The following is a 12,720-nucleotide window of genomic DNA, read 5'->3' as shown; positions in this document are numbered from 1 at the left end:
CCGTGAGCCTGATTGCCTTCTGGGGTGCCGTCGAACTGGGGCTGGTCTTTGCCTTCGTCGCGATCGGCGTTTATCTTTCCTTCCGCGTGCTGGACTTTCCGGACCTGACCGTGGACGGGTCCTTTCCGCTCGGCGCGGCCGTTGCGGCCGTGCTGATCATCGCGGGCGTGAACCCCTGGCTCGCCGCGGCCGCCGCCATGGTGGCCGGCGCCATCGCGGGCCTTGTCACGGCGACGCTGAACGTGCGCTTCCGCATCCTCAACCTGCTCGCCTCGATCCTGACGATGATCGCGCTCTTCTCGGTGAACCTGCGCGTCATGGGCAAGCCGAACGTCGCGCTGATCAATGCCGAGACGATGATCAGCCCGTTTTTCGGCCTCGGCCTGCGCGACTTCTACGTCCGCCCGCTCTTCGTCGGTATCCTGGTGGTCGTCGCCGTCATCGTCGTCTGGCGGTTCCTGGAAAGCGACGCCGGCCTTTCGATGCGCGCGACCGGGGCGAATGCCCGCATGGCCCGCGCGCAGGGCGTCGACACCAACCGCCAGATCTATCTCGGCATCGCGCTCTCCAACGCGCTGGTCGCCCTCGGCGGCGCGCTCTTTGCCCAGACGAACGGCTTTGCCGACGTCACCTCTGGCGTCGGCACCATTGTCGTCGGCCTTGCCGCCGTCATCATCGGCGAGACGCTGTTCGGCGCCCGCGGCATCCTCATGGCGTTGATTGGTTGCGTGCTCGGCTCGATTCTCTACCGCATCGCCATCCAGCTTGCCTTGTCTTCCGATGTGCTCGGCCTCCAGGCTTCCGATCTCAATTTCGTGACGGCGCTGCTTGTCACCGTGGCGCTCGTTCTGCCGCGCCTTCGCCGCGGGGGAGCCGCCTGATGATCTCCGTTTCCGATATCAAGGTCACCTTCGGCAAGGGCACGCCGTTGCAGAAGCAGGCGCTGAACGGCGTCAGCCTCACAATCGAGGAAGGCCAGTTCGTCACGGTCATCGGCTCGAACGGCGCCGGCAAGTCGACGCTGCTCGGTGTTCTCGCCGGCGACGTGATCGCAACCGAGGGTCAGGTGAAGATCGGCACGACGGACGTGACGCGCCAGGGCACGGCCGCGCGGGCAGGCCGCGTCGCGCGCGTCTTCCAGGATCCGCTGACGGGCAGCTGCGGCGCGCTCTCCATCGAGGAGAACCTGGCGCTCGCCGCCCGCCGCGGCGAACGGCGCGGCCTCGCCTCGGCCCTCGGGCCGCAGCGCCGCGCGCATTTCCGCGAGCGCATCGCCGAGCTCAATCTCGGCCTCGAGAACCGCATGCGCGACCGCATGGACCTCCTCTCCGGCGGTCAGCGGCAGGCCGTCTCGCTCGTCATGGCGACGCTCGCCGGTTCCGACGTGCTGCTGCTCGACGAACATACGGCGGCGCTCGATCCGGGTATGGCGGAATTCATCATGACCCTCACCCAGAAGATCGTCTCCGAGCGCAAGCTGACGACGCTGATGGTGACGCATTCGATGCGACAGGCGCTCGATTACGGCCACCGAACGGTGATGCTGCATGGCGGGGAGATCGTGCTCGATGTGGCCGGCGACAGCCGCAAGACTCTGGAAGTCGAGGACCTCATCGCCATGTTCCGCAAGATGCGCGGCCAGACGCTGGACGACGATGCCCTCCTGATCGGCTGACGGCCAACAAAGCGCCCGAATCCGCCCGCAGCTTCTCGCGATCGGATATTGGGGGTGCGCATGCTGTTGCGTCGCGGTTTTCTTGCGGGCGGAGCAAGGTGAGGGTGCCGCGCAAAAGCTCGTGGCCGCCGCCCGCCGGCAGGTCGGCGTCACGCTGACCTATGATGCCGCCTACTCCCGGCTAGACTATCCCGGCGGCGACGTGCCGCGCGAGCGCGGCGTCTGCACCGATGTCATCGTGCGGGCCTACCGCGACGGGCTGAACCTCGACCTGCAGGTGCTGGTGCACGAGGACATGCGGCGCGCCTTTTCGGCCTATCCCCCGCTCTGGGGGCTCAACAAGACCGATCGGAACATCGATCATCGTCGGGTGCCGAACCTGCAGGCTTTCTTCAAGCGTGCCGGTGCCGCGCTGGCGATCAGCGACAACGGTGGAGACTACCGGCCCGGCGACATCGTCTCGCAGATGCTGCCCGGCAACCTGCCGCATATCGGCATCGTTGCGGATGAGCGCAGCGCCGACGGCGCAAGGCCGCTCGTGGTGCACAATATCGGGGCCGGCGCGCGGCTTGAGGACGTGCTCTTTGCCTACTCGATCACCGGCCACTACCGCTATCGGGTGTGATCGCCTTAACGCGCCTGCGTGAAGAAGATCTTCATCGCGAAAAGGGAGAACACGCCGGCAAATGTATAGTCGATGCCGCGCAGAACCTTCGGGTTGCGCTGGAGCCAGCCGGAAAGCCTGTCGGCCGCAAGGATCACGACGATGTTCACCGGTATGCCGACGACGATGAAGAAGATGCCGAGGAAGATCAGCTTGCCGGTGACGTCGGGATCGCCCGCGCTGATGAATTGCGGCAGGAAGGTCATGAAGAAGATGATGACCTTGGGGTTGAGCAGGTTCACCCAGAAACCGGTCGAAATGTTTGCCAGCGCCGTGCCGCGCGGGCCGGTTGCGGCCTTGACGGAGATGTTCGAGCCGTAGCGGATCGCCTGGACGGCAAGCCAGAGCAGGTAGGCCGCGCCGCCGGTCTTCAGCACCGTGAAGGCCATCGGCGAGGCGGTGATGAGCGCCGAGATGCCGAAGGCGACGAGCAGCGTGTGCACGACGATGCCGAGGCTGGTGCCTATGACCACCTGGAGCGCCGAGCCGCGTCCCTGCGAGAGCGCGCGGCTGATCGAGAGGGTCATGTCCGGGCCGGGTGTCATTGCGAGAAGCAGGCTCGCGGCGGTGAAGGCAAGAAGCGTCGGGAGCGCGGGCAGGAAGTCCATGGCGATGGGTCTCGAAAGCCGGGGAAGATAAGGGCACTCTTACCGGGCTTTCCGGGAACTGCCAATCAAAGTCTATGATCGGCTGTTACGTCTCCTCCACGAATGCCCGGAATTTTTCGGCATAGTCCTTGTGCCAGCGCGAGAGCGGCGGGCGGTTCTCGATGACATCGCCGATCGCCCAGGCCATGCGCCGTTCGTCGAGCGCGCGGGGGACGTCGTTGTCCGGGCAGAGGATGTAGAAATCGCCGCGTTCCAGGCTTTCGAGCATTAAATCGACGGTCTGGGCCGCCGTCCAGGCGGCATCGGGCTTTTCGGTGCGCTCGCCCTTCGTCAGTGCCGTGAAAACGAAGCCGGGAATGAGGAGATGCGCGGAGAGCCTCGCGCCCGCGGTGTTGCGCAGCTCGTGCTGGAGCGCCTCGGTGAAGACTTTCACGCCGGCCTTGGAGACATTGTAGGCCGGGTTGCCGGGCGGCGTGGTGATGCCCTGCTTGGAGCCGGTATTGACGATGAGGCCGGGCTCGCCATGCGCCAGCATGTTCGGTCCGAAGACCTGGGTGCCGTGGATGACGCCCATCAGGTTGACGGCGAGGATATGATCCCAATTGGCCTCGGCGCTGAAGATGGAGGTATCCGGCTGGATGCCCGCATTGTTCATCAGCAAATGTACCCGGCCGAAACGCTGGAGAACGGCGCGTTCCAGCGCTTCCATCTCGTGCCGGTGGGCGACGTCCGTCTCCATGGCCATGACATTCGCCTCGCCGGCGATCGCCTCGAGTTCGGCGCGCGCCTCGCCGAGCTGGTCGGCGTTGCGGTCGGCGATGGCGACGCACATGCCGGCCTCGGCGAAGCGTCTTGCGGCGGCAAGGCCGATGCCGGAGGCGCCGCCGGTGACGACGGCGACATTGTCCGGCTTGATGATGTCCTTGATGCTGATCATGGGATCACCTCTTCAATGGTCCACTCAGCCGAATATGGGGTGTCATCCCTTCCCGTCAAACCCGGCTTGTGTCACGACGCGTTGAGCCTCGCCCTTGCGTCACGCGCCAATCTCGCTAAAAGTGCCGCGACACCGGGCTTTCGCGGGCTTGCCGCGTCCCTTCATGCAACGGACCTCATCATCATGGCATCACATAAAGACGTGAAGAAAGTCGTTCTCGCCTATTCCGGCGGCCTCGACACCTCGATCATCCTGAAATGGCTCCAGACCGAACTCGGCGCTGAGGTCGTAACCTTCACGGCCGATCTAGGCCAGGGCGAGGAGCTGGAGCCGGCGCGCAAGAAGGCCGAGATGCTCGGCATCAAGGAGATCTTCATCGAGGACGTGCGCGAGGAATTCGTGCGCGATTTCGTCTTCCCGATGTTCCGCGCCAACGCGGTCTATGAAGGCGTCTACCTGCTCGGCACGTCGATCGCCCGCCCGCTGATCTCCAAGCACCTGATCGAGATCGCCGCCAAGACCGGCGCCGACGCCATCGCGCACGGCGCGACGGGCAAGGGCAACGACCAGGTCCGCTTCGAGCTTTCCGCCTATGCGCTGAACCCCGATATCAAGATCATCGCGCCATGGCGCGACTGGTCGTTCAAGAGCCGCACACACCTGCTCGAATTCGCCGAGCAGCACCAGATCCCGGTCGCCAAGGACAAAAAGGGCGAAGCGCCGTTCTCGGTCGACGCGAACCTGCTGCACTCCTCCTCCGAGGGCAAGGTGCTGGAAGACCCGGCCGTCGAGGCTCCGGAATACGTGCACATGCGCACCATCTCGCCGGAGAGCGCGCCCGACAAGGCGACCGTCATCAAGGTCGGCTTCGAGCGCGGCGATGCGGTGTCGATCAACGGCGTGCGCATGTCGCCCGCGACGCTGCTGGCGACACTCAACAATTACGGCCGCGACAACGGCATCGGCCGCCTCGACCTCGTGGAAAACCGTTTCGTCGGCATGAAGTCGCGCGGCGTCTATGAGACGCCCGGCGGCACGATCCTGCTCGCCGCGCACCGTGCCATCGAGAGCATCACGCTCGATCGCGGCGCGGCCCATCTCAAGGATGAGCTGATGCCGCGCTATGCCGAGCTCATCTATTACGGCTTCTGGTTCTCGCCGGAGCGCGAGATGCTGCAGGCGGCGATCGACCGCAGCCAGGAACATGTCGAGGGCGAAGTGACGCTGAAGCTCTACAAGGGCAATGTCATGGTCACCGGCCGGGAATCGCCGAAGTCGCTCTATTCCGACAAGCTCGTCACCTTCGAGGACGACCAGGGCGCCTACGACCAGAAGGACGCTGCCGGCTTCATCAAGCTGAATGCCCTGCGGCTGCGCACGCTCGCCGCCCGCAACAAGCGCGGCTGACCGGCCCGACGTGACATGAAATGGAAAAGCCCGCTGCCGGAAACGGCGGCGGGTTTTTTATTCGGCCGGCTCCGTCGCCAGTTGCGCGTCGCGCGTGCAGATCGCGCGATACCAGGCATAGGAGAGGATCGCCATCAGGCCCATCGCAGGGATGATGGTGCCGAAGGCGAAGAGGGGCAGGCCGATGGCGGCGGCGATAAGGCCGGCGATAAAGCCGGACCCCATCTGGATGAAGCCCATGGCGGCGGAAGCGGAGCCCGCAATGTGCGGGAAGGGCTCCATGGCGGCCGTCATCATGTAGGGCATGACGAAGGCGATGCCGAAGGCGTAGATGCCGACCGGGCCCATGACGCTGAGGAAGGTCGGCTCCATCATGTGCGAAGCGAGCGCGATCAGGATGCTGCCGATGCCGATGAAGCACAGGCCGGGAAAGACGATGCGGGCCGGCGTCATCTTGCGCATCAGGAGCCGCACGACGACGGTTCCGGCGAAGAAGAAGCCGGACTGCATGAGCATGCCGACGCCGAACTGGGTGGGCGTCAGGCCGACCCGGTCGATCAGCACGAAGGGCAGCATGGTCGCCTGACCGTAGAGCGCGCCGACGGCGCCCGCCATGACGAGCGTGGCGGAGACGAAGCGGCTGCTGGTGGCAAGCTCGCCGTAGCCGCGAAGGATCGGGCCGATATGGCCCTTGGTCCGATCCGGCGTGGTGGTTTCCGCCATGCAGAAATAGACCGCGCCGCAGGCCGCAAGCGCGAAGCCGACCATCAGGAAGAAGATCGATTGCCAGCCGAACAGGCCGAGCGCGAAGCCGCCGAGCGTCGGCGAGACGGCCGGGCCGATGGCGAGCATCATGCCGACCATGTTCATGATGCGGGCCGCCTCGGTGCCGATGAACTGATCGCGGACGATGGCGCGCGAGACGGTCATGCCGACGGAGGCGCCGATGCCCTGCACCAGGCGGCCGGCAAGCAGCACGCCGACCGTGGGCGCGAAGGCCGCCATCAGGCTGCCGGCGAGATAGACCGCCATGAAGATCAGCGTCGTCTTGCGGCGGCCGAGCACGTCCGACATGGTGCCGGAAACGAGCTGGGCGAGGGCAAAGCCCGCGAAATAAAGCGAGAGTGTCAGCTTGATCGCCGATTCCGTGGAACCGAAGGCATGCACCAGCTCGGGCATGGCGGGCGTATAGAGCGCCATGGAGACCGGGCCGAGCGCGACGAGGAAAGCGCTGATGATGCTGGTGCGGCGCTCGCTCATGCGCGCCCGCGTCATCGGCCGACCTCCTGGACGAGCGAAAGGGCGGAGCCGTCCTCCTCGATGGCGCAGAGATTGGCGCGCAGCCGTTTCATCTGGCTGCGAATCAGGTCCAGCTCCGCCTCGCCGATGCCGCTCGTCACATGCTGCATCAGTTCGATCTGCTCGGTGCGGATGTTGGCGATCAGCTCGCCGGCAGACGGTGTCGTGTAGATCAGCTTGGCGCGCCGATCGGCCGGGTCGGGACGGCGCTCGATGAAGCCGAGGCTCTGGAGGCGGTCTAGATAGGTGGAGAGCGTCATCGGCTCGATGCCCATGCGCTGGGCGATTTCGAGCTGGCGGCTGCCTTCCAGCGTGGCGATGCGCACGAGCGTGCGCGCCTCCCCCGGCGTAAGGCCTAGGCCGGCGGTGGCGATGCGGCGCTCGAAGGCGCTACGCAGCATGCGGGCAACGTCGATAAGGACGAAACCGAGGGCGTCGGGATCGGGGCGAAGGGGCATGATGGCTTTCTGGGTTATGGTAAGCGTAGCTTACTATGCGCCGCCGGAATGGACAACCGTCAAGCTGCGGCGGCAATGCATGGCTGCCCTGCGAAACGCAAAAATGCCCGTGGATCCACCTTGACGAAACCCGCGCCGCGGACTGGAATGCCTTGAGATTCAAGGGGATTCTCGATGACCGGTTCGATGCTATTCGGCGCTTTCATGGCTGCCCTGCTCTACGTGCTTATCCCGGGCCCGGCCTTCCTCGCTTTGCTCGGCATCGGGGCCGGGCAGGGGCGCAAGGCGGGTGCGCTTTTCCTCGGCGGGCACCTTGCCGGCGACCTCGTCTGGTCGACGCTTGCGCTCGTCGCGATCGTCGGGGCCAAGACGATCGGCACGATGGTCTTCGATGTGCTCGGCCTTTTCTGCGGCTTCTACCTTGCATGGATCGGCTGGTCGGCGCTTCGGGCGAAGAAGCGCGTGGATGGCAGCGCGATGATGGCGGTCGAGCGCCCTCTGCGCCGCGGCCTGGTCTTCGGCCTCACCAATCCGAAGGGCTATCCGGTGGCGCTCGCAACCTTCACGGCGCTGCTCGCCAGTTCGTCGAACGCGCTGGACTTCCAGGCGCTGCCGACGCTGCTCGGTGTTTCCCTCCTTGGCTTCCTGGTGGCGGACGTCGTTCTGGTGACGATTATCGGCGCTGGTCTGGTGCGCCGGTTCTATCGCCGCCATGAACTGGCGATCGTGCGCATGTCGGGCCTGCTCTTCATGGGCTTTGCCGTGCAGGCGGTCTGGCATGCCGCGCCCGGCCTGCTCGGCTGGCGCAAAGCCTAGACTGCGGGAAAGCGGATCGTGACGCGCAGGCCGCGTCCGTCCGCACCGCTCTCCAGCACCATCGTCGCGTCGAACAGGGCGGCGATCTCCTCGACGATCGGCAGGCCGAGGCCCATGCCCGGTGCGTCGCGATGTTCGCCGCGCGAAAAGCGCTGGCGCACGAGGCCGCGGCGCTCGGGAGGAATGCCGGGGCCGTTGTCCTCGACGGTGAGCAGCACGGCAGCGGCAAGCTCCTGCACCCGCACGGTCACTTCCGCGCCGTTTCCGGCATAGGCGAGGGCATTTTCCACGAGGTTGCGCAGGAGTTCGCCGAAGAGCAGCGGCTCTGCGCGGGCGAGCGCCGGACCTTCGCCCTCGTAGCCGAGGTCGATGCCGGCCTCGGCGGCGGCGGGCACGCGGTCGGCGGTAAGCTGCTGGGCGAGCGCGGCGATGTCGACCGGCGCCGGTTTCTGCGGCTCGTTGGAGCCGGCGGCGTCGATCTTCGCCATCAGGAGAAGCTGGGCGAGGATGCGCTCGGCATGGGCGACGGCGGCATCGCCCTTGCGGGCGGCCTCCTGGGCCTCCGCCAGCGTGCCCGCGCGGCTGGCGAGCGCGAGCTGCGTGCGGATGATGGCGAGCGGCGTGCGTAGCTGGTGGCTGGCATTGCCGGAAAAGTGGCGCAGCGCATCGAGCGCCGATTGCAGGCGCACCATGAAGGAGTTGACGGTGTCGACGAGGCCCTGCACTTCGCTGGGCACGCGCTGCTCGATCGGGTGCAGGTCGCTCGGGTTGCGCTCGGCAATGGCGTCGCTGAGCCGGTAGAGCGGACGGAGCGACACGGTGACGGCGATCCAGACGATGATGGCGGCGCCGGCGATCATCATGGCAAGGCGCAGTGCCGAGCGCAGCAGGATCGTCTGCGTCAACTGGCGACGGGCGATGGTGGTCTCGGCGACGGTCACGGCGAAGGGCACGGAATTGATGCCGGTGGAGGCCGAGCGCTGCAGCACGGCGATGCGAATCGGCTCGCCGCGGAAGGTGGCGTCCGCAAAGCCGATGGGCTGGCCACCCCCATCCGCAATGGTGGGTAGGGTCTGGTAGCCGGTGATGAACTGGCCGGGCGGCCCGTCTACCCGGTAGAAGACCCGGTCCTGCGCGGCCGAGGTCAGCATTTCCAGCGCGACATAGGGGATGTCGACCTCGAGCAGGCCGTTCTCCGTCACCACGACGCGTTCTGCGATGGCGAGCGCCGAGCCGGCGAGCACTCGGTCGGAGACGTTGTTGGCGGTCTTCACGGCTTCGTTATAGGTGTCGACAAGGGCGACGATGCCGATTACCGCCGTCGAGACGAGCAGCCAGAGGAGGAGGCGCCGGCGGAGCGAGGAGGCCGGAAGGAGGGTCAAGCGGCGCTCGCCTTGTCGAGGTAATAGCCGATGCCGCGGGCGGTGCGGACCGTCAGGCCGTGCGGCGCCAGCCGTTTCCTTAGCCGGCTTACATATTGTTCGATGGCGTTGGCCGAGAGGTCGTCGTCGAAGGCGGCGAGCGATTGCATGATCGCCTCCTTGGCGACCACCTTGCCGGCGCGCATGAAGAGGATTTCGAGGAGGCCGAGTTCGCGGGCAGGGATGTCGAGCGGCGCGCCCTCGGCGGAAAAGGTGCGCGAATTGAGATCGAGCGCGACACCGCCGAAGGTGACGGCGGACGAGCGCAGGCCCGCCTGCCGACGCAGCAGCATGCGCACGCGCGCCTCGAATTCGGAGATGTCGAAGGGTTTTATCATGTAATCGTCGGCCCCGAGATCGAGGCCGCGCACCCGCTCCTCCGGTGCGCCGCGGGCCGTCAGGATCAGGACGGCCGCCTTGCTCTTGCGGGCCCGCATGGCGCGCAGCACGTCGAGCCCGTCCATTTCCGGCAGGGTGAGGTCGAGGATGACGAGGTCGAAGTTCTCCGATGCGATGGCGGCATCGGCGGAGGCGCCGTCGCGCACCAGGTCCACCGCATGGCCGGTGCCCTTGAGAATGGCGGACAGGCCGTCCGCCAGGGCTTCGTTGTCCTCGACCAGTAGAATGCGCACGTCGTTTCGTCCTCCCACAAGGAGCTTAGCGATGGGCGGCGCACTTGTGAACGGCCTCGCGCTTTGGCAAGGTCGCGCCATGCGTCTTGTCCTCAGCCTTCTTACGCTTCTTTGCGCGCCGCTTTCCGCACTTGCCGAGCCGACCTTCTTTCCGGCGCGCGACGGCAATGCCGATGCGCCGGTGCTCGTCGTCTATTCCTCGCTCGACGAGCCGCTCGCCCGGCCGATGATCAAGGGGTTCCAGGCGGCCAATCCCGATGTCGCGGTGCGCTATGACGAGATGCTGACGGGCGAGGTGCACGACCGAATCGTGCGCGAGACCGATGCCGGCCAGAAGACCGCCGACTTCGCCTTTTCTTCTGCGATGGACCTGCAGGTCAAGCTCAGCAACGACGGCTACGCCCAGCGCAGCGACCTGCCGATGAGCGAGCGCTGGCCGAGCTGGGCCAACTGGCGCAACACGGCCTATGCGCTGACCTTCGAGCCCGCCGTCTTCGTCTATCACAAGCCGAGCTTCAAGGACGGGAAACCGCCGGCCTCCCGCGCCGAATTCGTCGATTACCTCAAGCGGCAGGGCGAGAAGGTCTACGGCCGTATCGGCACTTACGACATCGAGCGTTCGGGCGTCGGCTTCCTCTTCATGGCGCGCGACCAGGAGCAGTTCGGCGATATCTGGACGGTGATCCAGGCGATGGGCGCGGCCGGCGTAAAACTCTATTCGACGAGTTCGGCGATCCTCGAGCGCGTGGCGGACGGGCGTTTCGTGCTCGGCTACAACATTCTCGGCTCCTATGCGGCAGACTGGGCCTCGCGCCATCCCGATGTCGGCATCGTGCTGCCGAAGGATTATACGGTCGTCATGTCGCGCATCGGGCTCGTGCCGCAGGCGGCGGCCTCGCCGGATCTCGGCCGGCGCTACCTCGCCTTCTTCATGTCGAAGGAAGGGCAGGAGATTCTGTCGCGCGAATTGCAGATCGCCGCCGTCAGCCCCGATGTGTCCGGCTCGAACACGGCGCGCACGATGAACGCGCTGCTGGGCGCGCAGTTGAAACCGGTGCCGGTCAGTCCCGGCCTGATGGTCTATCTCGACCAGGTCAAGCGCGCCCGGCTGATCGCCCGCTGGAACGAGGTCCTGCGCACCCAGTAGCGCGTTCTGCGCTCGACAACGGGGGCAGGTGCGCTACCATGTCAGGTAGATGTCAGCTTCTTGTGCTGGCTTAGGGGTCTTCATAGTCCGTGGAGGCGGACGGAAGACCGGGAGGAGACTTCTGCCGAAACCGCGCCCGCGAACCGTCGTTCGCGCCGCCACGGCCGCCTATCCTCTCGTCACAATCAACAACGCGCGAAAACCGCGCCTGACGGAGGATACACTCTTGAAACATTTCTTCCTGGCATCCCTCATCGCCGGCGCCATGGCGCTTCCGGCCTTTGCCGCGGATTATTCGATCATCGCCCCGGCCGGCCCGGGCGGCGGCTGGGACCAGACCGCCCGTTCGCTGCAGACCGTCCTGCAGGATGAGAAGATTTCGGGCAGCGTGCAGGTGGTGAACGTTCCGGGCGCCGGCGGCACGATCGGCCTTGCCCAGTTCGCCAGCCAGAATTCCGGCAACCCGAACGCACTCATCGTCGGCGGCTACGTCATGGTCGGCGCGATCCTCACCAACCAGTCGCCGGTGACGCTCAAGGACGTGACGCCGATCGCGCGCCTGACTGGCGAATATGAAGCGATCGTTGTTCCGGCCGCTTCGCCGATCCAGAACATGGATGATCTCGTCAAGGCGCTGAAGGCGGATCCGGGTGCGGTTTCCTGGGCTGGCGGCTCGGCCGGCGGCACCGACCACATCGCGGTCGGCCTGATCGCCAAGGCGGCCGGCGTCGATCCGACCAAGATCAACTATGTCGCCTATGCGGGCGGCGGCGAGGCGCTGGCCGCGATCCTCGGCAACCAGGTAACCGCCGGCATTTCCGGCTACGGCGAATTCGAAGCCCAGGTGAAGGCCGGCGCGCTGCGTTTGATCGCCATCTCCAGCGCCGAGCGTATCGAGGGCATCGACGCCCCGACCATCAAGGAAGGCGGGCTCGACGTCGTCGTCGAAAACTGGCGCATGGTCGCTGCGGCGCCCGGCCTTTCGGCCGAGCAGGTCAGTGCGATCAATGCCGACATCGAGAAGGCCGTGAACTCCGAAGCCTGGAAGGGTATCCTGAAGACCAAGGGCTGGCAGAACACCTACCTCGCCGGTGACGCCTTCAAGGAACAGCTCGACAAGGATATCGCGGCGACCGAAAGCATCCTCAAGGATATCGGGCTCGTCAAATGAGCGAGGTTCCGTCCTCTCACGAAAAGCGCCGCCCCGACAGGGCGGCGCTGGTCATCGCACCGGTTCTCTTCGTCCTTGCGGCCGTGATCTGGTGGGATGCCGGCCGCCTTGCCGAAATGAGCAACTATTCCCGCATCGGCCCCGCCACCGTGCCGCATGTCGTCGCCATCGGCCTGGCATTGCTCGCCGTCTGGACGGGCTTCGAGGCATGGCGCGGCGATTTTCCCGAGCGTGAGCCAATCGAGATGCAGCCGATCGTCTTCATCGTCGCCGGCCTTGCCGGGCAGATGCTGCTGCTCAAGACCGCGGGCTTCTCGATCGCGACGGGCGTGCTCTTCGCGCTGACGGCCTTCGGCTTCGGCCGGCGCAAGCTCTGGATCTCGCTGCCGATCGGCATCGCGCTCAGCTTCGTCGTCTTCATCATCTTCGGCCGCTTCCTGCAACTCTCGCTGCCCGCCGGGCCGCTCGAGCACCTGTTCTTCTGA

The 12,720-nt window shown here is 66.0% G+C and carries 14 protein-coding genes; 8 read left to right on the top strand and 6 right to left on the bottom strand.

The features are described 5' to 3' along the window. Positions 1-2 precede the first annotated feature (2 nt). The 3 genes from Q9316_RS17725 (at position 3) to Q9316_RS17715 (ending at position 2,300) form a co-directional block, all read left to right on the top strand. On the top strand, positions 3-881 hold the full coding sequence (locus Q9316_RS17725) for an ABC transporter permease (protein WP_306032882.1): 879 nt from the start codon (positions 3-5) through the stop codon (positions 879-881). Beyond that, positions 881-1,675 carry an ABC transporter ATP-binding protein gene (locus Q9316_RS17720; protein ID WP_306032881.1) on the top strand — a complete coding sequence of 265 codons (795 nt, stop codon included), beginning with the start codon at positions 881-883 and terminating at the stop codon, positions 1,673-1,675. Before Q9316_RS17725 ends, Q9316_RS17720 begins: the two co-directional genes overlap by 1 nt. Before the next feature lie 121 nt (positions 1,676-1,796). After that, positions 1,797-2,300 (top strand): DUF1287 domain-containing protein, encoded by a 504-nt coding sequence (locus tag Q9316_RS17715; RefSeq protein ID WP_306032880.1) that lies wholly within the window; start codon positions 1,797-1,799, stop codon positions 2,298-2,300. 5 nt (positions 2,301-2,305) lie between these two features. On the opposite strand, the gene Q9316_RS17710 is transcribed toward Q9316_RS17715, so the two are convergent. Continuing rightward, positions 2,306-2,947, bottom strand: coding sequence for a LysE family translocator (locus Q9316_RS17710; RefSeq protein ID WP_306032879.1), 642 nt, complete (start codon positions 2,945-2,947; stop codon positions 2,306-2,308). A gap of 85 nt (positions 2,948-3,032) precedes the next feature. Next, positions 3,033-3,884, bottom strand: a complete 852-nt coding sequence (locus tag Q9316_RS17705; RefSeq protein ID WP_306032878.1) for an SDR family NAD(P)-dependent oxidoreductase — start codon at positions 3,882-3,884, stop codon at positions 3,033-3,035. A gap of 183 nt (positions 3,885-4,067) precedes the next feature. Between Q9316_RS17705 and Q9316_RS17700 the strand changes: the two genes are divergently transcribed. Further along, positions 4,068-5,291 carry an argininosuccinate synthase gene (locus Q9316_RS17700; RefSeq protein WP_306032877.1) on the top strand — a complete coding sequence of 408 codons (1,224 nt, stop codon included), beginning with the start codon at positions 4,068-4,070 and terminating at the stop codon, positions 5,289-5,291. Positions 5,292-5,348: 57 nt separating this feature from the next. Here Q9316_RS17700 and Q9316_RS17695 read toward each other — a convergent pair whose 3' ends face one another. After that, positions 5,349-6,566, bottom strand: coding sequence for a multidrug effflux MFS transporter (locus Q9316_RS17695; RefSeq protein WP_306032876.1), 1,218 nt, complete (start codon positions 6,564-6,566; stop codon positions 5,349-5,351). Then, entirely contained in the window at positions 6,563-7,048 is a 486-nt protein-coding gene (locus Q9316_RS17690) for a MarR family winged helix-turn-helix transcriptional regulator (RefSeq protein WP_306032875.1), read from the bottom strand. Before Q9316_RS17690 ends, Q9316_RS17695 begins: the two co-directional genes overlap by 4 nt. A 174-nt stretch (positions 7,049-7,222) precedes the next feature. Between Q9316_RS17690 and Q9316_RS17685 the strand changes: the two genes are divergently transcribed. Beyond that, a complete protein-coding gene (locus Q9316_RS17685) occupies positions 7,223-7,864 on the top strand; it encodes a LysE family translocator (protein ID WP_306032874.1) in 642 nt (213 codons plus the stop codon). Here the strand turns inward: Q9316_RS17685 and Q9316_RS17680 are convergent. Together Q9316_RS17680 and Q9316_RS17675 are read right to left on the bottom strand one after the other, a co-directional pair. After that, complete coding sequence (locus tag Q9316_RS17680) at positions 7,861-9,246, bottom strand: sensor histidine kinase (RefSeq protein ID WP_306032873.1); 1,386 nt, start codon at positions 9,244-9,246, stop codon at positions 7,861-7,863. The genes Q9316_RS17685 and Q9316_RS17680 overlap by 4 nt on opposite strands. Then, positions 9,243-9,917, bottom strand: a complete 675-nt coding sequence (locus tag Q9316_RS17675; protein WP_306032872.1) for a response regulator — start codon at positions 9,915-9,917, stop codon at positions 9,243-9,245. The genes Q9316_RS17680 and Q9316_RS17675 overlap by 4 nt, the downstream gene beginning before the upstream one ends. A 79-nt stretch (positions 9,918-9,996) precedes the next feature. Between Q9316_RS17675 and Q9316_RS17670 the strand changes: the two genes are divergently transcribed. The 3 genes from Q9316_RS17670 to Q9316_RS17660 all read left to right on the top strand — a co-directional run bounded on the left by Q9316_RS17670 (position 9,997) and on the right by Q9316_RS17660 (position 12,720). Further along, positions 9,997-11,064 carry an ABC transporter substrate-binding protein gene (locus Q9316_RS17670; protein WP_306035348.1) on the top strand — a complete coding sequence of 356 codons (1,068 nt, stop codon included), beginning with the start codon at positions 9,997-9,999 and terminating at the stop codon, positions 11,062-11,064. A 226-nt stretch (positions 11,065-11,290) separates the two neighbouring features. Then, positions 11,291-12,235: a Bug family tripartite tricarboxylate transporter substrate binding protein gene (locus Q9316_RS17665; RefSeq protein WP_306032871.1), complete on the top strand. Its 945-nt coding sequence runs from the start codon at positions 11,291-11,293 to the stop codon at positions 12,233-12,235. After that, positions 12,232-12,720: a tripartite tricarboxylate transporter TctB family protein gene (locus Q9316_RS17660; RefSeq protein WP_306032870.1), complete on the top strand. Its 489-nt coding sequence runs from the start codon at positions 12,232-12,234 to the stop codon at positions 12,718-12,720. Before Q9316_RS17665 ends, Q9316_RS17660 begins: the two co-directional genes overlap by 4 nt.

The organism is Shinella zoogloeoides (genome assembly GCF_030733845.1).
In the GTDB taxonomy this organism is placed as follows: domain Bacteria; phylum Pseudomonadota; class Alphaproteobacteria; order Rhizobiales; family Rhizobiaceae; genus Shinella; species Shinella zoogloeoides_C.
The sequence above is the reverse complement of the archived record's forward strand: the minus strand, read 5'-3'. Positions and strand labels throughout refer to the sequence as shown.